Source organism: Virgibacillus sp. AGTR (assembly GCF_016919725.2).
Taxonomy (GTDB): domain Bacteria; phylum Bacillota; class Bacilli; order Bacillales; family Amphibacillaceae; genus Virgibacillus; species Virgibacillus salarius.
In genome coordinates this window covers 15,999-38,075 of sequence record NZ_JAJERH010000026.1, presented here as the reverse complement: position 1 = coordinate 38,075, position 22,077 = coordinate 15,999, and the positions used below count along the sequence as shown (strand labels likewise).

General features: G+C 37.6%; 22 protein-coding genes. 1 reads left to right on the top strand and 21 read right to left on the bottom strand.

What is annotated here, in order from left to right:
• Positions 1-189: 189 nt before the first annotated feature.
• From rsmA to metG, 5 genes are all read right to left on the bottom strand, one after another.
• Positions 190-1,074, bottom strand: coding sequence for a 16S rRNA (adenine(1518)-N(6)/adenine(1519)-N(6))-dimethyltransferase RsmA (rsmA, locus tag JUJ52_RS11455; protein WP_308036029.1), 885 nt, complete (start codon positions 1,072-1,074; stop codon positions 190-192).
• The gene (rnmV, locus tag JUJ52_RS11450) at positions 1,067-1,639 is read right to left on the bottom strand and encodes a ribonuclease M5 (RefSeq protein WP_121605829.1); all 573 of its coding nucleotides are present in this window, start codon (positions 1,637-1,639) and stop codon (positions 1,067-1,069) included. Before rnmV ends, rsmA begins: the two co-directional genes overlap by 8 nt.
• A gap of 69 nt (positions 1,640-1,708) precedes the next feature.
• Positions 1,709-2,944 (bottom strand): resuscitation-promoting factor, encoded by a 1,236-nt coding sequence (locus tag JUJ52_RS11445; RefSeq protein WP_026680167.1) that lies wholly within the window; start codon positions 2,942-2,944, stop codon positions 1,709-1,711.
• A gap of 268 nt (positions 2,945-3,212) precedes the next feature.
• Positions 3,213-3,983: a TatD family hydrolase gene (locus JUJ52_RS11440; protein WP_205389395.1), complete on the bottom strand. Its 771-nt coding sequence runs from the start codon at positions 3,981-3,983 to the stop codon at positions 3,213-3,215.
• Between the two features lie 330 nt (positions 3,984-4,313).
• On the bottom strand, positions 4,314-6,272 hold the full coding sequence (gene metG, locus JUJ52_RS11435) for a methionine--tRNA ligase (protein WP_121604271.1): 1,959 nt from the start codon (positions 6,270-6,272) through the stop codon (positions 4,314-4,316).
• 412 nt (positions 6,273-6,684) lie between these two features.
• Here metG and JUJ52_RS11430 point away from each other — a divergent pair, with 412 nt between their 5' ends.
• On the top strand, positions 6,685-6,963 hold the full coding sequence (locus JUJ52_RS11430) for a transition state genes transcriptional regulator AbrB (RefSeq protein WP_026680165.1): 279 nt from the start codon (positions 6,685-6,687) through the stop codon (positions 6,961-6,963).
• A 67-nt stretch (positions 6,964-7,030) separates the two neighbouring features.
• Here the strand turns inward: JUJ52_RS11430 and rsmI are convergent, their stop codons facing one another.
• The 16 genes from rsmI to JUJ52_RS11350 form a co-directional block, all read right to left on the bottom strand.
• Positions 7,031-7,903, bottom strand: a complete 873-nt coding sequence (gene rsmI / locus JUJ52_RS11425; protein ID WP_121604270.1) for a 16S rRNA (cytidine(1402)-2'-O)-methyltransferase — start codon at positions 7,901-7,903, stop codon at positions 7,031-7,033.
• Positions 7,881-8,174: a GIY-YIG nuclease family protein gene (locus JUJ52_RS11420; RefSeq protein ID WP_026680163.1), complete on the bottom strand. Its 294-nt coding sequence runs from the start codon at positions 8,172-8,174 to the stop codon at positions 7,881-7,883. The genes rsmI and JUJ52_RS11420 overlap by 23 nt, the downstream gene beginning before the upstream one ends.
• Positions 8,167-8,907, bottom strand: a complete 741-nt coding sequence (locus JUJ52_RS11415) for a tRNA1(Val) (adenine(37)-N6)-methyltransferase (protein ID WP_205389394.1) — start codon at positions 8,905-8,907, stop codon at positions 8,167-8,169. The genes JUJ52_RS11420 and JUJ52_RS11415 overlap by 8 nt, the downstream gene beginning before the upstream one ends.
• A gap of 79 nt (positions 8,908-8,986) precedes the next feature.
• Complete coding sequence (gene yabA / locus JUJ52_RS11410) at positions 8,987-9,337, bottom strand: DNA replication initiation control protein YabA (RefSeq protein WP_026680161.1); 351 nt, start codon at positions 9,335-9,337, stop codon at positions 8,987-8,989.
• 13 nt (positions 9,338-9,350) lie between these two features.
• Positions 9,351-10,175 carry a PSP1 domain-containing protein gene (locus tag JUJ52_RS11405; RefSeq protein WP_026680160.1) on the bottom strand — a complete coding sequence of 275 codons (825 nt, stop codon included), beginning with the start codon at positions 10,173-10,175 and terminating at the stop codon, positions 9,351-9,353.
• A 6-nt stretch (positions 10,176-10,181) separates the two neighbouring features.
• Positions 10,182-11,171: a DNA polymerase III subunit delta' gene (gene holB / locus JUJ52_RS11400; RefSeq protein ID WP_026680159.1), complete on the bottom strand. Its 990-nt coding sequence runs from the start codon at positions 11,169-11,171 to the stop codon at positions 10,182-10,184.
• A 32-nt stretch (positions 11,172-11,203) separates the two neighbouring features.
• Entirely contained in the window at positions 11,204-11,638 is a 435-nt protein-coding gene (locus JUJ52_RS11395; protein ID WP_026680158.1) for a YaaR family protein, read from the bottom strand.
• Between the two features lie 251 nt (positions 11,639-11,889).
• The gene (locus JUJ52_RS11390; protein ID WP_026680157.1) at positions 11,890-12,219 is read right to left on the bottom strand and encodes a cyclic-di-AMP receptor; all 330 of its coding nucleotides are present in this window, start codon (positions 12,217-12,219) and stop codon (positions 11,890-11,892) included.
• Between the two features lie 28 nt (positions 12,220-12,247).
• Positions 12,248-12,874, bottom strand: a complete 627-nt coding sequence (gene tmk / locus JUJ52_RS11385) for a dTMP kinase (protein WP_026680156.1) — start codon at positions 12,872-12,874, stop codon at positions 12,248-12,250.
• Positions 12,871-14,307 (bottom strand): aminotransferase class I/II-fold pyridoxal phosphate-dependent enzyme, encoded by a 1,437-nt coding sequence (locus tag JUJ52_RS11380; RefSeq protein WP_205389393.1) that lies wholly within the window; start codon positions 14,305-14,307, stop codon positions 12,871-12,873. The genes tmk and JUJ52_RS11380 overlap by 4 nt, the downstream gene beginning before the upstream one ends.
• 418 nt (positions 14,308-14,725) lie before the next feature.
• The gene (locus JUJ52_RS11375; RefSeq protein ID WP_026680154.1) at positions 14,726-14,917 is read right to left on the bottom strand and encodes a sigma factor G inhibitor Gin; all 192 of its coding nucleotides are present in this window, start codon (positions 14,915-14,917) and stop codon (positions 14,726-14,728) included.
• 110 nt (positions 14,918-15,027) lie between these two features.
• Entirely contained in the window at positions 15,028-15,294 is a 267-nt protein-coding gene (locus JUJ52_RS11370) for a pro-sigmaK processing inhibitor BofA family protein (RefSeq protein ID WP_026680153.1), read from the bottom strand.
• 568 nt (positions 15,295-15,862) lie between these two features.
• Positions 15,863-16,378: a hypothetical protein gene (locus JUJ52_RS11365; RefSeq protein ID WP_026680152.1), complete on the bottom strand. Its 516-nt coding sequence runs from the start codon at positions 16,376-16,378 to the stop codon at positions 15,863-15,865.
• 19 nt (positions 16,379-16,397) lie between these two features.
• Positions 16,398-17,066, bottom strand: a complete 669-nt coding sequence (locus JUJ52_RS11360; RefSeq protein WP_205389392.1) for a hypothetical protein — start codon at positions 17,064-17,066, stop codon at positions 16,398-16,400.
• A gap of 15 nt (positions 17,067-17,081) precedes the next feature.
• Entirely contained in the window at positions 17,082-17,645 is a 564-nt protein-coding gene (locus JUJ52_RS11355) for a signal peptidase I (protein ID WP_205389391.1), read from the bottom strand.
• 174 nt (positions 17,646-17,819) lie between these two features.
• Positions 17,820-21,971 carry a S8 family serine peptidase gene (locus tag JUJ52_RS11350; RefSeq protein ID WP_205389390.1) on the bottom strand — a complete coding sequence of 1,384 codons (4,152 nt, stop codon included), beginning with the start codon at positions 21,969-21,971 and terminating at the stop codon, positions 17,820-17,822.
• Positions 21,972-22,077 lie beyond the last annotated feature (106 nt).

The window sequence follows — 22,077 nt, the reverse complement described above, 5'->3', positions numbered from 1 at the left end:
TAGGCAGAATTACATAAATGCTGCCTAGAGATAATGCTTCGTAATAACCGTCGCAGAAAATGAAGTAGTCTCTCGCAGAGACACCACTCATCCCAGCATTTTTTATATAGAACCATTCATTTACCATTTTTTCCGTCTCTTAACGGTTAGCGTTTATGTTCTATACCTAATTCACTCTTCATAAGCACATCATGTATTATTATTAACAGCTGAATAAAATGCATTTGCTAATACAGCAAATTCCTCAATAGACAATGATTCTCCACGTCTATTGCCATCAATTCCAGCTTCTTCTAATAGTTGTACAATCGTTTCTTTATCCCAATCAGGTTTAAAATGATTGACTAAATTATTGCGAAGTGTTTTTCTTCGTTGTGCAAAAGAAGCTTTAACAAGCATAAAAAAGAACGTTTCATTGTGCACTTGGACAGGCGGCTTTTCCAGTCTCACTAACTTTAATATGCTGGAATCCACATTAGGCTGTGGCATAAATGCTCGTTTAGGAACATGCATGACCACTTCTGCCTCCGTATAATACTGAACGGCAATGGTCAAGGACCCATAGCTTTTGCTATTGGGCTTAGCTGCCATTCTTTCAGCCACTTCTTTTTGAATCATTACAGTGAAGCTCTCTACAAAAAGATTGTCATGCAAAAGCTTCAGCAAAATAGGTGTAGTGATATAGTAAGGTAAATTTGCAACTAAATGTACCGGTTGTTCCTGCGAAAAGCAGGAGGAAATGACTTCTGATACATTTGCCTTCAAAATATCCTGATGGATAATTTGAATATTTGAGTAGGGTTGTAGGGTATCCTGCAAGACGGGTAATAAACGCTGATCTATTTCAAAAGCAACTACTTTATCTGCATGAATAGCTAATTGCTCTGTCAACGCACCGATACCAGGTCCTATTTCAATTGCACCTGCGTTTTTATCAATTCCTGCATGGGATATGATATTTTCCAATATGTTAGTATCAATTAAAAAATTTTGTCCCAGGCTCTTTTTAAACGAGAAGTTATACTTTATTAGTATTTCCTTTGTACGTGATGGTGTTGCAATATATTTATTCACTGTCATGCTTTTCCTCCCGCTGTATTTGTGCTAACGCATTATCAAATTCCTCTTTGGTTATTTCGAACATCGACAACCTTTTTAAAAGCTGCTTTCCGTTTGTATGACCAATTTGTAGCAGCTCACCCAATCGTTCCCGTCGTTTCTTTGCTTGCGCCCCTCCGATTAGTCCGCTGTTGATTACATTTTCCTTTGCAATTTCACTCGCGTGCGCTTCCTTTAGCTCATATACATCAGCGAGAGCCTTGCGAATCGTTTCAGGTGAAGCGTGTTCTATCCCTAAACTTTTGTTATTAGGATGCTTAGCTCGTGCCTCATGTTGAGTTAAAAACGCATGCTTGCAGCCTGGTACAGCCTGGTCAATAATATGACGAATGCGATCACCAGGATAATCTGGGTCTGTAAAAATAATAATCCCCCGTTTATCCTTCGCATGCTTTATTTGCTTTATAATCGTATCATTAATCGCTGATCCATTTGTTTCAATTGTATCAGCATTAACCGCCTGAAGAATCTTTGTTGTATCATCTCTACCTTCAACAACAATCACTTCTTTTATTTTCACATTTGTTCCTCTTTCTATACCCATAATAAATAATGCTCTTACCACTATATCATGGTAAGAGCATAAATATTAATTAATAACCTTTACTGTTACTGTTTTCCTTCCCCAATTATACGCTGCCTGCTTCGAAGGAACATGAACATCGATGCGATTTCCAACAATATGACCGCCAGTATCAGCAGCTATTGCTTCTCCATAACCTTCTACCCAAACTTTTGAACCTAATGGGATAACACTTGGATCGACAGCTATTACTTTTTTATTCGGATTTGCATTTAAATTGATACCCGTAGATGTATAACCAGAACAGCCGTTACAACTAGCTGTATACGCACTTGCACTCATTGTAAACACTTTTCCGCCAGAAGGCTTAGAACTTGATTTTTTCTTTGAGCTCGAATGTGACTTCTTGCTCGATAAGGTCACAAGCTTATTTTCCTGTTTCGTACCTACAGCTATAACTCGATTCTCACTTTTTTCAACAACATCCTTGCTTAGAAGCTCGCGGCTAACTTCTTTTCCGTTTTCTTTGACAATCTCATAGACTTTTTTCAGCTTACCGTCTTTCCCTTCCGAAAGAACCCTTTCTTCTCCCTTTGGAAGACTGCTATCTTTTCTTTTCTCTGTCTCGAAGGCAACCGCTTCTGTAACTTCATCCTTAACCTTTTTAACGCGAACAATCGTAATATTCGTATCTTTTTTCACCTTTTCATCCAATGCTGGCTTAATTCTATCCAAGCCTTCCGGATCAAATGAAATGTCTGATTGAGCTAAGATATCTTTTACTGTTCCACCTGTGGTCGGTTTTGATTTTGTTTGGTTGTTTCCATCGTTAATGGTAATCTGGTATGCCTGTTTTACTTGAATATGTAGTCCATCTTCAATGGTATCCCCTTGATTATGTGAGATATCATCATGCTGTTGAAATGAGAGATTCTTTTCTTGTAAAAATTCATCTATTGTGTCTGCAGTTGTATAGAATTCCTGCTTTTCTCCATCGATAGTTACAAAAACCTGCTTGGCTTTGTTGTACTCAATTTCCATACCGTTTTCAATAGAAGCATCTTTACTGTGTGACAAATGATCATGCTCCCCGACGGTAATTCCTACTTCTGCAAGCAGTTCTTCAACGGTATTTTTATGCGTTTTCACTGTTTGTTCTTTACCGTCTTCAGTTATGACTACTTCTGCCTTCGTAGCATCAAATAGTACTAATCCGGAAAATACAACAAGTGCCAAAACACCAATACCTGAAATAACCAGCTTCATTGTCGACGCCGGCATTAGCTTTGAAATCATTCGCATGCTTCTGCCTCCTCTTAATGCATTTTGATTATATTAACAGTTATATGCAAAGTCAAAGTATATCCGATTACGATTAAGTTACAATTAGATTACACATTAATTTGAGGAGCGGATTACTCTTTAATAAGTACAATGAAAGCATTGGTACAACTGGTTTTTCGCCATCTTTTAATTATCAATAAAAAAAAGGTTAGCTTAAATGCTAACCTTTTTTTTATACCGTTTTTTTCCTATTTTTTAACAAAATATTTTTCTTATTTTACAACCGTCATAATTTTATCCCGAAGAGAGAAATAGCGTTTTTTGTCGTGTTTTCACTAATTTCTTCCAAGGTTAAACCTCGCAGCTCAGCTATTTTTTCTGCTACTAATTTAACATAGGAAGGCTCATTTCTTTTACCTCTATTTGGATGTGGAGCTAAAAAAGGTGCATCCGTTTCAACCAACAGTCGGTCTAATGGCACCTGTACCGCTACTTCCTTTGGCTCTACTGCATTTTTGAATGTTACTGGACCTCCAAGAGAGATGTAAAAGTTCATATCCAGACAGGCTTGTACATATTTTGCTGAATCATTATAGCAATGCATAATACCGCCAATAGATGCTGCACCTTCTTCTTGAAGAATTTCAATAACATCTTCGGTCGCCTCACGATTATGAATAATGATTGGCATATTTAATTTCTTCGCCAACCGTATTTGTTTACGAAAAACGTCTTTTTGTACATCCTTCGGTGACTTGTCCCAATGATAGTCTAATCCCATCTCTCCGATAGCTACAACCTTTGGATGAGCAGAAAATTCCTCAATCCAGTTTAATTCTTCATCCGTCATATCTATAGCATCCACCGGGTGCCAGCCTACAGCCGCATAAATGGTTTCATATTGTTCTGCAATTTCGATAGCTAACGGGATCGTTTCCCGATCAAAACCGACTACCACCATATAGTTTACGCCGGTATCAAAAGCACGCTGAATTGTTTCATCGCGATCTTCAAAGAAATCCCTCGCATTTAAATGAACATGTGTATCAAATAACAAACCACTTCACTCCTTAAACACAAAGCTCAAACGCTATGTCATATATTTCACCTGTTTATCTTCAAATAAGCTTGGACAGACCGAAGCAAATAAAATTACTTTACTATATGACAAAATAAAACTTCCTTATGCTTAGAAAGGAGCTGTCCCAAAAGCCAGCTCCCTACTTATTCAAACCGAATATACTTCACTTTCCCTACAAGGTTCAACATGTCATGAACAAATTTACTCATAGCTAATGCCTTTCATACGAACCCCATTTCAACTAGAGTCATGTACTTTAAAAATTTAAAAATTGACGAACCTTACAAGCAGCCCGTTTTCCTATTTTTATTTCACGACAGATCCATTCGGCAGTGATTCTTCTACAGATGCTAAAACGAGCTTACCATGTTCATCTTCCCCACAAAGAATCATACCTTCTGATTTTTCGCCTCTTAGTTTTACAGGTTTTAAATTCGTTACACAGATTACTTTTTTACCTGGTAATTCATGTGGTTGATAGTACTGTGCAATACCCGAAACAACTTGCCGTTTCTCCGCTCCAAGATCTAATTGAAGCTTCAATAACTTATCAGCCTTCTTGACAGGCTCTGCTTTTATTACCTCTGCCACTCGCATGTCTATCTTCATAAAGTCATCAAAGGTAATTTCTTGTGTACTTTTGGTTTCTTCCTTCGTAGCTTTTTCCTTAACCTGTGCAGGATTTTGCATCATTGCTTTAATAGTTTGTACTTCTTTATCTACATCCAAGCGAGGAAAGATTGGCTTTCCTTTTTGAACTTTAGTACCTACACTAATTTGCCCTTCACGATAAATGCTATCCCATTCCTTTAATGCCGCTTCTGTGACATGGAGCTGTCGGAAGATTTCTGTAGGTGCTTCTGTTAAGAACGGCTGTAGCATAACTGCAATTTTTCTAAGATATTCAGCTAGATGGGCCATTACATTACCCAATCGTTCCTTCTGATCCTCATGTTTAGCTAATACCCACGGTTCTGTTTCATCAATATATTTATTTGTTCTACTAATTAACTGCCAAAGGGAGGATAGTGCTACAGAGAACTGCATATTCTCCATCGCTTCTTCTACTTTCTGAATCGTTTCTTTTCCAAATGCTTCAAGTGAAGCCTCAATCTCTGTTTCACTTGCTTGATATAACGGAATCTGACCATCAAAGTATTTATTAATCATAGCAACAGTACGGTTTAATAGATTGCCTAGATCATTAGCCAAATCGTAGTTAGTACGTTCTACAAATCCTTCAGGTGTAAATACACCATCTGATCCAAATGGAACTTCGCGAAGCAAATAATAGCGAAGTGCATCAAGGCCGTACTTATCTGTTAGTTGTACAGGATCAACAACGTTCCCTTTAGATTTTGACATTTTTCCATCTTTCATCAGTATCCAACCATGCGCAAAAACCTTCTTCGGCAAGGGAAGATCTAATGCCATTAACATAATTGGCCAATATATCGTGTGAAAACGAACAATTTCCTTACTCATTAAATGAACATCTGCTGGCCAGAACTTTTGATATTTACTATCATCGTCTGTACCATAACCTAAAGCTGTAATATAGTTAGTTAAAGCATCAATCCATACATATATCACATGCTTTGGATCACCGGGAACTTTAATACCCCAGTCAAAAGTGGTACGAGATACTGCTAAATCTTCAAGCCCTGGTTTTATAAAGTTATTCAGCATTTCATTTTTACGACTTTCTGGCTGAATAAACGTTGGATTATCCTCATAGAACTGCACAAGTCGATCGACATATTTGCTCATCTTGAAGAAATAGGATTCTTCTTTTACTTTTTCAACTGGACCGCCACAATCTGGACAATGCCCATCTTCCAACTGTCTCTCTGTAAAGAAGGACTCACAAGATGTACAATACCAGCCTTCGTATTGATCTAAATAAATATCCCCCTGTTTAACAAGCTGATCAAATATTTTGGACACTACTTTTTTATGACGCTCTTCCGTCGTCCGAATAAAATCATCATTTGATATTTTAAGTTTCTTCCATAAATCTTTAATACCACTTACAATGTCATCAACGTACGCTTGTGGAGTTACACCCTTTTCTGTAGCCTTTTTTTGGATTTTTTGACCGTGCTCATCCGTACCTGTTAAATACATTACATCATAGCCACGCATCCGCTTATACCTAGCAATTGCATCGCCAGCAACCGTAGAATACGCATGACCAATATGCAAATTCCCACTAGGGTAATAAATCGGTGTTGTTATATAAAACGTTTTTTTGTTATTTGGCATTCCCATTACCTCCTAAATCCACCAGCATCCTTTATTAAAACTATATACTATTGTAGCTTTTATCCGTTATTTTGCCAAATAGAGTGCAATGTCATCATGTCTTGTAAGAGAAACATAGAAAAACATCGAATTTTGTCGAAAAATATTAGATTGTTTATTTGCTTTTTTCAGATTTATACCTTATTTTAACCAATTAAGTAAAAGACAAAACCTGATATAATAGTATTTATACAGGTATTTCAAATTATTAAATTTTCAGGTAAATATTTATTGACAGAAAAAAGAAACACTGGTATTCTATTGCATAGAGTGATGTCGAAATATGACGATTTTTTTGCTTTACAAATTTTAAGGAAGAACGAAAGCCCTTGCTGACAATTGGCTCGTTTTTCTAACCTTAGGGGGAAAGAAATTGAAATCTACCGGAATTGTACGTAAAGTGGATGAGCTTGGCCGTGTTGTCATCCCAATGGAACTTCGTCGTACGCTTGAAATTCAGGAAAAAGATGCGATGGAAATCTACGTGGAAAATGACAAAATTATCCTTAAGAAGTACAAACCAAACATGACTTGTCATCTTACTGGAGAGGTTTCCGATGATAATCTCTCTTTAGCAAACGGCAAACTTGTCCTCAGCCCAGAAGGTGCACAAGAGCTGGTTAAAGAGATAGAAGCAAGATTTAATAAATAGTAAGATTATTGTCTCAAAAAGGTCTGACGCCTGTTCTACACGTTAGACCTTTTTTTATAGCAACAAATTAATCCTCGATATGATAGGCTTGATACACTTCACGTTTCGGAAGCTTTCGCTCTTTTGCAACTAGCTTTATTGCTTCTTTGCTAGGCATGTCTTTCTCATCTATATAGTAATCTACATGTTCAACAATAGTATAGCCATCCCACCATAATGAAGTTTCTTGAATTAACTGGTCTGTTCCATCAATAACCATACAAAATTCGCCTTTAAGCTCTATGTCTTTTGTATAGGTGATGACCTCATTCAGTGTACCTCGAATATATTCTTCAAACCGTTTAGATAGCTCCCGTGCTAGGACCACACGGCGATTACCAAGTACAGACTTGGCAGCCTTTAATGTCTCCTTTATACGATAAGGTGACTCATAAAATAATAAAGAGGCCTGTATCCGTTGTAATCTCTCTAGTTCTGCCTCCTTGTCTTTCTTTTTACGGGGTAAGAAACCATAAAAATAAAATTCATTTGCTGGTAAACCAGAACCGATCAGCGCACATAATGCTGCATTTGCTCCAGGCAGTACTACTACAGAAAATTCTTGCTCAATCGCCGCTTGAATTAACTCATGACCAGGATCGGATATCGCAGGCATTCCTGCATCACTTACAATAGCAATTGATTCATCGTTTTCCAATCGCCGTAACAGTTGTTCCTCTCTTGCCAGCTTATTGTGCTCATGATAACTAATTAACGGTGTTGAGATGTCAAAATGGTTCAATAGTTTTTTAGAATTTCGTGTATCCTCTGCTGCGATAATTGACACTGAGCGCAGTATATTTAATGCACGGAACGTAATATCCTCTAAGTTACCAATAGGGGTCGGAACAATGTATAATTTCCCTTTTTTTTCGTTATCAAAGCTTTGTTGAATGTTCATATTTTATCACTTCTTTCAAGGCTGCTCGAATAAGTTGTAATTTTTCCTTGCGAGTTAATTGTTTAATGGTATACTCTTTCTTCATTGCTTTTTCTTTACTGGAAAAGCGCTCGATATAAACAACTTGAAACGGACCTCTTCCACGGGTATATTTTGCACCCTTTCCTTCATTATGCATTTTCAGCCGGTTTTCCAAATTGTTTGTGTAACCTGTATATAATGAGTTATCTTTACATTTCAGAATATAGACCGTATGTTCATGTTCAGGCATATATAATCTCCTCTGCCTCTTCTGTATACGTACCATCCTCATTGTATACATATAAAGGTGGCAAGATTTTTAAATCTGGCTTCCCATCTCTAATTGCTTCAATTAATAGCATATTTGCTTCTTTCCCTTTTTTGGGGTAAACAAATTGAATACGCTTTGGCTCGAGCTTGTACTTACGAAATAGGCTAATAATATCAATAAGTCTGCCTGGTCGATGTACCATAGATACCTTCCCTCCTGGACGAACATGCAGCTTACATGCCTTCACAACGTCCTCTAGACTACAGAAAACTTCGTGTCTGGCAATTGTTAAATACTCATTTAGGTTATGTTCAGTAGCTGACGGGGTCGGAAAATAAGGTGGGTTACAGGTGACTACATCAAAACTACTTTGACCTATTATCGGTTGCATGCATTTTAAATCTCCATGCAGTATCTTTATTTGCTCACGTAAGTTATTCAAGTCGATATTCCTTTTCGCCATCTGGTAAATACGTTCTTGAATCTCCACACCTGTTATGTTACTTTTACTCCTTCTCGACAGTAATAATGGAATAACACCATTGCCTGTGCAGAGATCAAGTATGGCTCCTCTTTTTTTCGGAATATAAGCAAAGTTTGCAAGTAGTACTGTATCCAAAGAGAAAGAGAATGCAGAAGGACTTTGAATAATTTTCATGCTGTTATCAGCCAGTAAATAATCTAAACGCTCATCATCGTATAATTCAACCATATGTATGTCCTTTCTCGTAAGCAAAAAGTAGTCAACTGTAATAAAGGCTGTCCCGAAATCGAGACAGCCATACATTGCATTATTTCGTTTTATTCAGAAAGTCCAGACAAAAAATACAGTCTTCATTTCGTCTCGGACTACCGAATTCCAAGTTACAAATATGAAAGCCTTCTTCATACAATCTAGCTAGGTTATCATAACCTTCACCAGGAAAGCTCTTATTCACTTCTGCTTTGTTGTCAGATGTTTCCTCTTCATCTTCTTTTGAATGATCTAAGTGATTACGCAAATTGTGGTTCTCCATGGCAAGTCGATGATTTTCTTCCAATAAATCACTTAATTTGCCTTTAAGATCACCTAACTGCTCATATAATTCACCAATTTGCTTTTCCATATCTGATACCTGATCAAAAATTTGCCTGTTTTTCACGCTACTCACCCCGTTATTCTGTGGCTTGCGCTAAAATTCCTTCATCTATTAGTTCATCTAAAGTATATTCGATTACTCGTTCTTTTTCAGGGATTTCGATTTGGATGAGTCGTTCCAAGATGTTTAACCCTACAACCTTGCCTTTACCATAAGGTGTTTCTATCGTTTTCCCAATATCCGGCAATTCCCGTTTCGCTGTCTCATAATCATCATTTTCGTATTTTAAACAGCACATCAGTCTGCCACATAGACCTGAAATTTTTGCCGGATTTAGGGATAAATTCTGATCCTTTGCCATTTTAATTGAAACGGGTTCAAAATCTCCTAAAAAAGTAGAACAGCAAAGCATTCTACCACACGGTCCGATACCGCCAAGCATCTTCGCTTCATCCCGTACCCCAATTTGACGTAGTTCTATACGTGTTTTAAACATAGCAGCCAGATCTTTTACTAAATTTCTAAAATCAACTCTTCCGTCTGCTGTAAAATAAAATATTATTTTATTTCTGTCAAATGTATATTCCACTTCTACTAGATTCATATCCAAGTCATGCTCTTTAATCTTATCCATGCAGGCTTGAAAGGCCTTTTCTGCGCGTTCTTGATTTTCTAAAACGGTTAACTTATCCTTATCCGTTGCAATACGAATCACTTTCTTAAGTGGTAGAACAACATCTTCCTCGTCAACCTTTTTATTGGTAAGAACAACCTTGCCAAATTCGATTCCACGAATTGTCTCTACAATAACATAACTATCTAGTGAAATGGTAGCTTCCCCTGGATCAAAATAATATATTTTACCCGCCTTTTTAAAACGGACACCAATTACCTCTATCATTCCTTATCACCTCTGTATTTGAAGTGTTAGCTGTTCCATCACTAAGGTCGGATGGACATTTTGCTTCAATTTTCGCTTTGCTTGTAAAATAGCTTGTAAGACTGCTACTAATTGATTCTGAGAAAAGCGCCTTGCTGCCAATTCAAGCAATTCATCAGAAGGGGCGAAAAACACTATCCCAGCTTCATTTTCTATATGGTAATAAAGAATATCTTTCATTGCGATAAGCAAGAGATCCAATCCTTCTTCTTGCTCATTTCTATCTTTGAAATGAGTCACCCAATGCTGATGAATAAATAAGAATATATCTTCTGGATTGGTCGAAAGTACTTCTATTAATTGTACCACTATCTTTCTTGCAGAGGCAAACCACTCATCGTTAATTCTAGTAAAAGCATCATCTATACGATTCGTTAGAGTACTCATTAAAACAGCATTTCTCTCATGCATTCCTTCTTCAATGAGTTGTTTTTGCAACATCGTTGGATGAAGAGGCCTTAAGTCAATAACCTGACATCTTGAACGAATAGTCGGCAAGATAGCTTGACTGTTATCTGTTAGCATAATAGCAGTTGTTCGCTTACTAGGCTCTTCCAAAAATTTAAGAATACGATTAGCAGCATTTACTGTTAGCGTATCTGCACCTTTAATGATATATACCTTTTTATTAGATTCTAGACCCGAATAGGTAAATTCCTTTTGTAAATTCCTTATTTGATCGATCTTAATTGATTGTCCATCTGGTTCAATCCAATGAACATCTGGGTGATTCCCTGAGGTAATACGTTTACAAGCATTACACGTTTGACAAGGTTCATTTACAGCATTAGTTTCACAAAATATGCCTTTGGCAATTAATAAAGCGATTGCTTCTTTGCCGGTCCCTCTTTCTCCTTGAAGTAAATACGCATGAGAAATGCGGTCTTTTTTCATACTGTTTGTTATTATTTTACTTGCCAACGGTTGTACTTCTGCAACCTCAGACCATGTTTCCATATGTATCCCCTTCAATAATCTATCTTAAGATTCTACGTATATATGTTAACTAATAAACCTTTTATCTCTCCAATTAAACCAAGTATGTCTACCGTCTTTTTCTCTTGATTCATAATTTCCTCTGTTAATTCTACTAGTTTTTCATCTATTTGCTTTACTAGCATTAACTTACGATTTTGACGATCCATGCCAAAACTATGTGATTTTTGCAAATCTAATCCACTATACACAGCTTCCTGCAAAAATCCTTTCACCAAGCGTTTGAATTTAGCAAGGTCACGAAATGTTCGAAAACGTGCCAGCTTGTCTCCCTGCATGGTAATGCTTTTCATGAGTACTTGTAATTCCTGCTGCTTCAAATTCAAAGCCTGGGACTGTAGCGTTTTCTGAAAAGACCTGTTGTCCTCATTCGTCGTTCTGGTATATTTAGTTTCCGGTTGTGTTCTTAAATCCTGGCTAATTTTCATCTGCTCAGTCCCTTTTTCAAGTAAATGAACTTCATAAGTAAACGTGTTATTTCCATGAAATCACCGAATAATGCTATAAGGCGGTTTCGATGATTGCTTAATTGGAACAAACAGCGGCTACTCTACACGAAGCGTGTTCAAGCTAGACATAGCAAGGAGGTCACATAGCCCCCTTGGAAATCAGTATACCAATATTCACAGACAGATTGTTCGGATTTCAACTAGTTGGAGTAATTTTTCTTTACACCATATTAAAATTGAAAAAACGATTCGATTGGCAATATAAATACAGTGGCTCCGCCTACTTCAACTTTGACTGGCTTTGGTATATAGGAATCTGCATTCCCACCCATTGGCGAAATAGGGGCAACCATTTGTTCTCGATGAGAGCAATTATCTTTAATAATATCTAACGCCTCATCAACATACTCATCCTCACAACCAATCATTAAAGTTGTGTTTCCTTCTTTTAAAAATCCACCAGTAGTAGCGAGTTTGGTTGTTTTAAAATTCTCTTCACCTAAAGCATCAACTAAGCGATTAGAATCTTTATCCTGTACCACTGCGATCAATAACTTCATTCTTGCCAGCTCCTTTATTTTTCATTAGTTAAGTCAATAAAGAAATAATACGATCGTAAGCATCTTTTTCAACCATTTCTATCGTTTGGTCTGCATTAATTGTTTGAATTCGTGCAGGGAATCTTTCTGCAAGTATATGATACGCTTTATAGACTTGTTCATGGAACTCTAGATTTTCTAAATCTAATCGATTCTGTTCTCTATCTTTATTCGCCGCTATTCGTTGTAGTCCTTTTTTCGGTTTAATGTCAAAGAACAATGTCATGTCCGGCATACAATCTCCAATAGCAAACTGATTGATTGCAAATACCTCATCCATCCCTAATCCTCTTGCATACCCTTGATAAACCAGGCTACTATCAATAAAGCGATCGCATAGCACTATTTTACCCTGCTTTAATGCAGGTAACACCTTTTCAACTAGATGCTGACTTCTTGCGGCTGCATATAACAAAGCTTCTGTATGCTCTTCCATTTCTGTATGCATCGGATCAAGAATAATGGTTCGAATCTTCTCAGCAATTTCAATACCTCCAGGTTCACGTGTTGCTAGCACTTCGAACCCATGATCACTTAGCTTCTTTCTTAAAGAATGGAGAATCGAGGTTTTACCAGCACCCTCGCCACCTTCAAATGTAATAAATTGTCCACTCACGTATCTTCTTCTCCTTCTTTTATACCTGTAAAAACATGGATGCCATCTGTATGACGTTGCTGCATACGAATACCCTGTTTGCGTAATTGGTTAATGGCTTCTATATGTAATGTTGTAATTTTTTCTCCTTTAAGAATTAATGCAATACCTGGCGGATATGGAATTACCGCTTCTGCTGCGACATGTCCTACTGCCTCATTAAAAGGCATGTAAACGGTATGCAGATTTTGCATCAATGGATAGGACAAAGCTAATTCCTGTATTCGCTTCGGAAAAAAGCTTTGTACTTTTATTGTATCATGCTTGGCACTATTTTTTAATTGATCCTTCACGCTTTTTACAGCTTTTTTCAAGCGCTTTTCCCAAGGAAATGGTGCCAACCCGTGAATAAATAGTAGTTGATTATGTGTCACTAACTCTGGGTATATTTGTTCGAATTCAAAGTGTTTTGCTACTTCATTTGCTGCAATACTTTCATTCATCTGAAGTGTTATTTTCAAAGGGTCATCACTTGGCACAATTCTCCAATAGCTCGAATCATCAAAAATAGTTTTGACCTTATCAACACTAGCTAGAACCCTTTTAATAGCTACTTGTTTAAAGTCTGCCAAAAAGGCGCGAGCAATATCCAACGATGCCATAATTGGATATGATGGGCTACTGGATTGAATAATTTGTAAAAAATGTGCGACACGATGCTTCGAAACAATAGCTGAATTCAAGTGAAGATATGCACCCATTGTTAAAGCCGGAGCCATCTTGTGGGCAGACTGTACAACGATATCCGCACCAAGAGCTATTGCAGACTCTGGAAATGGAGTACCCAATGAAAAGTGAACACCGTGGGCTTCATCAATAAGGACGGGAATATGATATGAATGAATAAGATCGATCATTTTTTTTAGATTGAATGTTTTGCCAAAATAATCCGGATAAGTAAGCACTACTGCTTTCGCCTGTGGATAAAGTGCTAACGCTTCCTGTAACGTCGATACACTCGGGCTCGTATATCGATCTACTATCTCATTATATTCTGGAGCAATAAACACTGGTTTTGCACCACTTAATTCCAAAGCATTCATAATCGATTTATGACAATTGCGTTGCACAATAATTGTATCATTTGCTGTACAAGTTGCTAGGACCATCGCTAGATTACCAGTCGTACTTCCACCAACAAGGAAAAATGTATGATCAGCTTGAAAATAATCGCCTGCCAGTTGTTCAGCATTTGCAATTGCACCCTCGGGGGCGTGCAAATCATCTAGGCCAGGTAGCTCCGTTACGTCAAGCCTTAATAAGGATGAATAATAATCCTTTGCGAAGGAAGGAAATATCTCACCATTTTTATGACCAGGTACATGAAAAGAAACGGGTTGATTCAGTTGAAATTGTTGTAATGTAGAAAATAATGGGGTTAGCTTTTGATTCATTCTTTTATCTCTCCAAGCATGTTACTTCTTTACATATCTCTTATCTTATCATAGCAATACCGTCTTTTCATTTAGTCATTGCCAACCCTTCATGGCTTCTTATAAAAATAGGATGAGAAAAAAGTAATGAAGAAACAACAAAAAACAAACGATAATTATTTTAAATTAATTATCATTCGTTTTTTGATTAAAATCATTCATTTAGCACCTGAAATATGCGAGACTCCGGCGGGAACAGCACGAGTCCGAAAATCCACTTGGTAACGTGTCTTTCTTTACCAAGTTAGCTGAGTCCGTGCCCACGGCGTGCCCACGGAAAGAGCGTATATTTTCATGGTGCGGCGATGATAGTCCTATTAATAAACCTGATCATTCGTATTTTAAGTAATGAAGTTGTGTTTTGTCCGAGCCTCTTGATCTAGGAATATAGTTTTGGTTTATTAATATTTTTTAATTTTTGCAGATAATAGTTGTACTTCGCTTCTCTGGGCTCTGTGTGTATCATATTATGCTCACATTCAGAACAAATAAATAACGTGTACAAATGAATACCTGTCTCCTTTTCTTCCTCACAAATGCCACAGCGCTCATATGTCATATTCTGTTTCATTTCCCCACCTCCGTTACAAATTAGTATCTCCTAATCTAACGGATTCTATACAGGCAATCTTTGAAACTTTTTGTAAGAAATAGATAACAAAAACGTACCTCCATATCCTTTTACGTAATAATAAACAAATGAATAGCTGATAAAGAAGCTAGTCCAAATATACCGAGAAAGCCTGCGATAATTGCAGTAAATACATTAATCGGAATATGCAACCCAATAGCTCCACCGAATACATTAATAAAAAAGAGAAATAAGATGCCTATCCCTAATTTCACCGTAGTATGTCCAATAAAGCGCATTGGTTTGATTGGCGCGCCAACAAGTAATAAAATAATAATTAATGCTACCATTATTGAAATAACTAGTGTAGAACTCATACCGATCAACCCCTCTCCCTTGTCCTTTTATATTACATATGCAGGACAAAGGAGAATAAGAACAACCTAACATCGAAAAAGCCCAACACCATCTGTTTTCTCTGGTAGAAATATCGAAGGTTTACTAAAGAAAGCGGAAGCATGATGCGGTTAGTATGGGTGGCAAAACTATTACACGTGTGAAGCATTAATGGAGGCGATTATAGCTTACATCCAATTTTATAATATCTACGAAGCGGAGAATAAAATATTTCATTCCAAAAAACGAACAACTAGAAATGATGTCCGTGAACGAAGCTTCTCCGGAAATATACTTTGCTTTCCTCCCGCAGGATAAGGAACGCTTCGATAGCGATACATCACATATAGAAAAAGCGCTCCTTTTTCAAGGAGTTTACGTATATTTCCGGAGAGATTAGAGTAGTGTATTTTCCTTCATTAGAAGGAACCGTTTTAGTTATGTCCCAATCCTAAAGCAGCCGCCTAACGTGACCATGCATCGTTCACCCTTAAATTATGTTTCGAGGCTCCTTTATCTAAAATACTTGTCTCTCCCTAAAAGTCTTTTTTACTGTTCATGCAAATCAGATGCTTGTTTATCTGGTGTTTGCACTTGGTTCTTCACCTGTTTCTCTATCTCTATATCTACAGATCTATTTACAGCAGTTTTTTTCAATAGAGATGGTTGGAGTGGAACAACAATAAATTCATCAATAAACCGATTAAATCCTATTAATTGAAAACGCAATTCGTTTGCTTCACAAGATACCTTTCGTTCAAACACTTCAGAGAATACTTCTCCAGGAGCTAGATAAATAGACCTTTCATCTATCTCTATTGGAATTGCCACATCAGAGATATTCTTTATCTTCATTTCTATCCATATTACACAGTCTGTGTCATAGGATAATACAGTAGCGTCAACATCCAAAAGATCCTCTGTAGTAGCATGGACGACCTTCCCCTGTGATTGGGATTCAGTTATAAACCATGCCTTTGTCGTAGATGTAGCTATACTAGATCCTACCAAATATACAAACAAGCAGCATAAAAGCAATTGAAAAGCTTTCTTCTTGTATATCACAAGTTGTCACCCCTACGAATTATTGCTCGTATGCTGCACCGTCATCTGTTTGTTTACCAATCACACGAAAGGTAGCATCGTATTGCGCTCCCTGATATTCATTACCTGCACTCTCATCAAGTTTGATAGCTATCATAATATCAATATATTGGCCTTCATCTAGCTGCCAAAACGAATCCTCTTCACCCTCTCCAAATACAAGCTCTCCAGAATTTCCCCCGTTTAATAGTTCCCCAGAAAACTCCACACCTTCAGCTGTGTTCGCAGCAGTAAAAGTCCGCTCATTTGTTTCCCCATTAAAAAGGTTTTCTAATTGAATTTTTGATTCTTCATAGGTATTTTGGTCCGGCGTAACCGTGTATTTCATAGCCATATATCCTACCTCATATGCATCTAAGGATGCCTTGTCAATGGAATGGGAATAAGTCGCCCTCAGAAACGTGTCTAAATCACCCGTATTCTCGATCGTCACCCAATTCCCATATTCAAGCTGGGAAGGAGCAAATTTAACCCCAGAAAAAATTGGTGTTTCTATATTGCTATTATCATTTATTTGCAACACTCCGTTTTCCATGTCCCCGTGAGCCTCTGTTTCTGAAGTGAACCACGCGTATGTTCCTAAACCAGTTGATGCTACCAATACTCCGGCAAAGGTTGTACCTAATAGTGCTTTCTTCCATTTTTTCATAAATATCCTCCTTAGCTACAATTCATTTTTTTGATTCGTTGCATCTTCGTTTGTCGTTCGCGATATTCGCTCATATACCTCTAAACAAATGTATCCAGTAAATGGGAGAACAATAAGTAGAATAAACCCAACTGGGCCACTTATAAATTTAGCAATATATCCTGCATGTGGAATGGTGGCTACCTGTTTACCCATGACCTTATTTGCAGTTACCATCGACTCATCAATCACATTATTATTGTCTCCCTTAGCAACAAACTGGATATTGCCTTGATGGGAAACTACTTCATTTACTCTGTGTGTAACATACTGATTTGTCCCTTTCTTAAACGTAATCATGTCATTTTCCTGAATCTCTGCTGGAGCTAATCTTTTTACAATGACCATATCGCCAGTTTCGAAAGTCGGATTCATACTATTAGATAATACAGAGAAAGGCTGATATCCAAACAATGAAGGAGGCTGTTTAGGATATAGCAACAATTGAACCACCATATATAAAACGATAATAATTAGTAAGGTAAGTAAAGTACGTATCATTATTTTCCATGCTTTCCTGAACCCGTTGTTAATTTCCATCCTCCTCACTCCCATAAAGTTTTTAAGAGAAGCTGTCTCTCGAGACAGCTCTCTTACTAAACAACTGGAGTATACGCTTTGTCCCGCAGGTAACGGTCTCACCAAAGGTCTTATCAAGGTTGCTCTTTAATGAATATTCCAATTGCTGTTACGCATCGTTTAAGACTGCTTATTTTACTTGTTTGGCTCTAGACCTAAGGATTTTAGAAAATCATTTAATCCTTTATTGCCTAGTTTTTCTAGTGGTCTTTTTTGACCTGGTGCATCAAATCCAATTTCTAAAAAGTTCTTCTCTATAAATCGGATGTCTGCTTCATCCACTACCCCGTCCTTATTAACATCTGCTTTATCATTTTCTTTTCCATAATGGGCAACAACTCGCATCACGTCGTGGATGTCAACCACTTTATCTCCATTGCTATCTCCAGCAAGATTCATCTCAGGATAAACACGCTTCGATTGTCCAATTAGTTCACCATTTTTTTCTATTCCTACCTCTGTCTCCAACACGTTATTTAAATGACCTGGAACATCTACATAAACCTTATATTTTTCTTCCGTCACGGGTAAGCCCTTGATGGTAAAGCTTCCTTGCTCCGTAATAGTACCCGTATATTTCTTGCCGTTTTGTGCTTTTGCGTATACCTTTACTCCGATTTCGTTATAATCTTTTCGTAATAAAAATCCATCTTCATGAAGAAAAGCTTCTGGTTTAATAAATCCAGTGATCGTCGAATGTTTTGGAATAATGGTATACTTATCATGAGAAAAAACAGGAATGATTGTCTGTTCTGTTTCCCCAGCTTGTTTATAGCTAAAATCAGCAACAGACAAGCTTGCCAAACCACTATAATAATGGTCATCTGTCAATTTAAACGTGACATCAAGAAACTTCATATCCCCATCAATACCGGAAAAACCATTTCCTTCTACCGAAGCTCCTACCTTTACAAAGTCTGTCCAATAGTCTTCCCTAAAGGTTGGTTCATCTAATTCAACGCTCCATCCATTTTCATTTGCATGTTCCGCAAATGCCTCATTTACTTGGACATTTTCAAACGAATAAAGATCATTTGCATATTCAACCTCAAATTCGCCAGACATTAGTGCTTGAACGTTTTTTAAGCTTAATGTCACTGTAAATGTGTCACCTTTTCTTATTTCTTCTTCATCGTAGTTCGTAATTCCATATGCCGTACCATCCTCCACGAATGTATACCTCGTTTTATTCATAAAATTAGCATTCGTGGCTAAATCAACTGGTAACAACTCTAGATTTACTGGTCCATTTTCTAGCTCTTCTGGTAATAAACCAAATTTCATATCCCCATTCGCCTCTACAGGAATCTTGCCTGGGAACGGTGAATTCTGATAATAAGCTACGATATTTTCCGACTGATCATACTCTAGTCCTTTGGAATTGAGTACATCAATCGTAGAATCATAGACATTTGTATGAACCCATAGCGCATGATAACCATCTTCATCGGTATACATCGATTCATCCACTTCATGTACACCAGGCTCAAGATCGTTAAATGTTATTTCTGGCGGTGTATTATCGACAACAGTGACATTTTGTACCGTGTACGTTTCTCCGTTTTCATCATGACCAATCACTTCTAGGATATAATCATCTTCTGGTAGCTTCATTCTTTCTTTAGCTATTGGGTTTTCAGGGTCATTGGTAAATGGAAATACCGTCCCCATAAATGCTTGTAATATATAATACTCTCGATCAACATCCATATTGCTGCTATCTAACGTACCAACTAACCCGATTGGCTCATTTGTTTCTCCATCTTTTACAATTACATCCATTGTTTCCATCGGGCTCTTAATCTTTAAAGCCATATTAATAAATGGAATTAAAAATGGATGGAATGTCCATTCATTGGGAACTGCTTCTCGATCTAAATCAACATAATCAATCCCTTTATCGGTAACGCGAATAGCAAACGGTACTTGGAAAGCCTCTTCACTTTGTTCATTTTCAATATGAATATAACCTTCAAATGAGCCGTACGATGCATTATCTGGAACTTCAATAGTTGCATCTATATTTCCTGACTGTTCAGCTCCTATAGTTAGCGATTCCGGTATATTTACTGCAATTCCTTCGTTGTCTCCTTTTAGGAATTCAACATTTACGGCATACGTTTTCTCCTCCGTTGAGCGATTCTCAATTCGAAGGGCTTTCGTTTTTTCTAGCCCCTGACCTTTTTCAAGATAGTAACTACCATAACCAATGGATCCTGTAACTTCATCGATCATGATAGACTCTTCACCATCTATCATCTCTGTTTGATCAAGGACTTTAATTGCTGTCTTAGCATGAACGGCATCATAAGCATTAATACGTCCTGCCCCTACTTCATAAACAGAATAATCCTCTTTTAAATCAACAGATGTATTCATTAAAGCTGCTTTCACTTCAAACGGACTGTAATCTGGATGGGTTTGTAAGATAAGTGCTGCTGATGCTGCAACATGTGGCGAAGCCATCGAAGTACCTTGAATCCGAGCATATGCTAAATCATAGTTATTACTTTCCGGATCATTAACATAGGAAGGGTACGTAGAGAAAATGGCTACTCCAGGCGCCACGACATCTGGCTTAATATCATAATTTTGTGCTGCAGGTCCTCTTGAACTAAAATCTGCTAAATGATCGCCTTCTGAATTCGTATTTGTTAGTTCACCAAACACCAGCAAAAAATCCTCTGAAAGCGCTTCTTTGAGAGCTTGTCCATCTCGATTAGATAAACGGAATGCTGGGAGATATGCTGTACTTTCTCCAATATAATAAGGAATTTGTCCTTCTTCATGATTAAATACAATGACAGCTTCAGCGCCTGCATCCTTTGCATTCTTAACTTTTTCGTCAAACGTAATCTCACCACGCTCAATTAGAGCAATTTTCCCTTCTACATTAATCTCTGAAAAATCCTCTGCATACCCTAGGCCTGCATCTACTACAGATAAAGATTGACCTCGGAGCGCTTCAAGGTCGTCTGTAAAATTCTTGGCAAGCAGTTGCAAATCTGTTAATACAATATCTCCTGCTGTAGCATCGAATGTTGGTATTGCCTGTGACACATCGCTAGCTCCAACAGAAATTGGAAGCGCTGCCGCTCCTGGTGATCCTACCGTTTTTTCTCCCGGTCCAGCATTACCTGCAGCCACTACCGTTACTACATCTGATAATACGGCATTATTAACAGCTACAGATGTCGGAGACAACGGATCATTTGTACCAGATCCTAACGAGAGATTAATAACATCCATTTCATCCTTGACAGCTTTATCAATCCCCGCGATGACTCCATTAGTAGATCCCGAACCATAAGGTCCTAACACACGATAATTATATAAATCTACTTGGGGAGCTACACCTTTAACTGCATAATCAACATCATTACTTTTCGTACCGGCAATTGTGCCAGAAACGTGTGTGCCATGTGAGGTGTAATAGCTTATCCCATTAATAAATTCCGCTTCTCCTGACTTCTGCCAGTCCTCATACGTAGTCTCCATCGGATCCGCATCATTATCTACATAATCCCAACCCTTAACCTGATCTGGATCAATATCAGCAGGGTCTTCCCCTTCTGTAAAACGGTAACCATCATAGGCATTTGTTAAATCAGGATGATTATAATCTATTCCTGTATCAATTACCCCAACTTGTATTCCTTCCCCTTTTATTCCTTCTTCATGTAATTGATCTACCCCAATTTGCGGAACACTATCAGCCATTTTGGGTTCTATTTTGTTTTGATCTATGATTGGAAGATCTAGGTTAACGGTTTCATCCTTCCATACCCGTTTAACAACACCTGTTTGAATTAAATCTTTTACCTTGTTTCCAGGTAATGTCATCGCCACACCGTTTATCGCATGTCGATACTCATAAGTAATAGCTGGTTCATTAGCAGCTTTTGTTTTCTTCATCTTTTGTAAGGATTCTTTAAATTGTTTATGTGATGCTTCTACCTTGTCTGATGCTTGAGTTAACGTCACCTTGCTACGTGACTTCATCGCTTTCGCCTTTGCTACCTCTACTTTTGCTGGATCCTGCTTAAATTCAACAATAACCTGTACAGGCTCTGACGTTTCTACATTAATATCTGGATGAATAGTAAAACCTTGATTTGCCTCTAATTCATGGATGGCTTTGCGCTCTTCTGCTGATAAGTCACTTAATACCTCTTTTATTTCCTTCCCCTTAGCTGAGGCGGCAAATGGGTATACAGGAACTAGGGACATGAGCAGTAATATAATAGATAAATAAACAGTGAGCCATTGCAATCTACGTTTTAGCATGACCTATTTTCTCCTCTCTTTCCTTTTGAATTAGATTTGTAATACTTCCCTCCTTTTTGCATTTGTAACTGCAAGTACAAATCCGTTCTTATTCCATATGTTATAT